At 48.9% G+C, this 1,131-nt stretch carries 3 protein-coding genes; all 3 read left to right on the forward strand.

Annotation, left to right across the window (positions count from 1 at the left end; all coding sequences use genetic code 11):
* Positions 1 to 68: 68 nt before the first annotated feature.
* Entirely contained in the window at positions 69 to 341 is a 273-nt protein-coding gene (locus tag AC2VLY_RS05000; protein ID WP_486921866.1) for an EexN family lipoprotein, read from the forward strand.
* Positions 342 to 387: 46 nt separating this feature from the next.
* Complete coding sequence (locus tag AC2VLY_RS05005) at positions 388 to 630, forward strand: hypothetical protein (RefSeq protein WP_486921867.1); 243 nt, start codon at positions 388 to 390, stop codon at positions 628 to 630.
* An 83-nt stretch (positions 631 to 713) separates the two neighbouring features.
* The coding region (locus AC2VLY_RS05010; protein ID WP_486921868.1) for a DUF3568 family protein at positions 714 to 1,131 on the forward strand (418 nt) is incomplete at its 3' end.

The raw sequence follows: 1,131 nt of genomic DNA on the forward strand, positions 1-1,131 counted from the left end.
AAATCAACGTATCAAATTAGCTGAATCTTAAATCCAGTTGTCTACATGGAGAAGGAGAAAGTGAGAATATGAAAATATCAAAATTGTTTTTTCTAATGCCGCCGTTATTCGGGATAGCTCTTGCCGGTTGTTCAGCCGTTTCTCAAGGGCCCCAGGGTGGTCATCCAGTTTCCTGGTATTTACATCATCAGAAAAAAATGTCGCAGGAAGTAGACTGGTGTAAAAACAGTGCCGGCCGAGACAAGTTGGAATCCTGCAAAAATGCTGAAAAAGCCTCTGGTAATGCATTGTCTTATAACGCCAACAAAACTCTACATAGTTTCGGGAAAGCCTTGCCTTGAGGTGTGTTAATTCAAAGGAGAAATTATCATTAATGTATGGAAAACGATGAAGACGCTCACGCTGACAATGATCATGTTGGCCCCTCTGGCCCTGGCCGGGTGCGGAGGCGGCCCTAGCGCTAAAGCCGAGTCAGCGCAGAATGATGCACGCGCTGCCCAGGAGACGGCCAATCGGGCCTTGGCGAAAACCGATGCGCTAGAGCATAAACAAAATGAAGCATTAAACCGGGCAGACGCCGCGCAACAGACGGCAAACCAGGCAGCCCGGGAAGCGAACAATGCCCAGTAAACTGGAATAGAGCGTCCTGCTCGTTGAGCAGGATCCTGACGCCCTATCCGTTCCATGCTTACAGCAAACACAAGGAGTGAACAATGCGTATTCAATATCCAAACTATGGGAAGCAACTCGGCTGGATGGCTGCAGTTCTCTGTATGGGGGCGGTATTGCCTTTAAGTGGCTGCGTCGCTATCGCTGCAGCCGGTGCGGGAGCCGGCAGCGTTGCTGCTGTCCATTCAGGCGTTCTATCCGACTATCATGCCTATTATCCAGGGCCGCACGGAACGGTTCAGGCTGCCGTTCTGCATGTTTTCCCGAAAATGCATATTACCTATGTGGGTAATGTGAAGAAAAATCCAGACAAATGGATCATTGATGGGAAAACGACAGCAGGCACGGATGTCAGCGTCATTTTGAAATCCACGAGTCAAGAGGTTACCAAAGTGACGATGGGTGTTGGTCTGTTTGGCAATAAAACCCTCTCCAGACAGTTTTTCTCGCTATTGAACCAGA

Source organism: Acidithiobacillus sp. TH-A36 (genome assembly GCF_057473445.1).

What these genes read in the sequence shown, in the direction of transcription:
- AC2VLY_RS05000 (WP_486921866.1), top strand. Translation starts at nt 69, where the DNA reads ATGAAAATATCAAAATTGTTTTTTCTAATGCCGCCGTTATTCGGGATA.
- AC2VLY_RS05005 (WP_486921867.1), top strand. Translation starts at nt 388, where the DNA reads ATGAAGACGCTCACGCTGACAATGATCATGTTGGCCCCTCTGGCCCTG.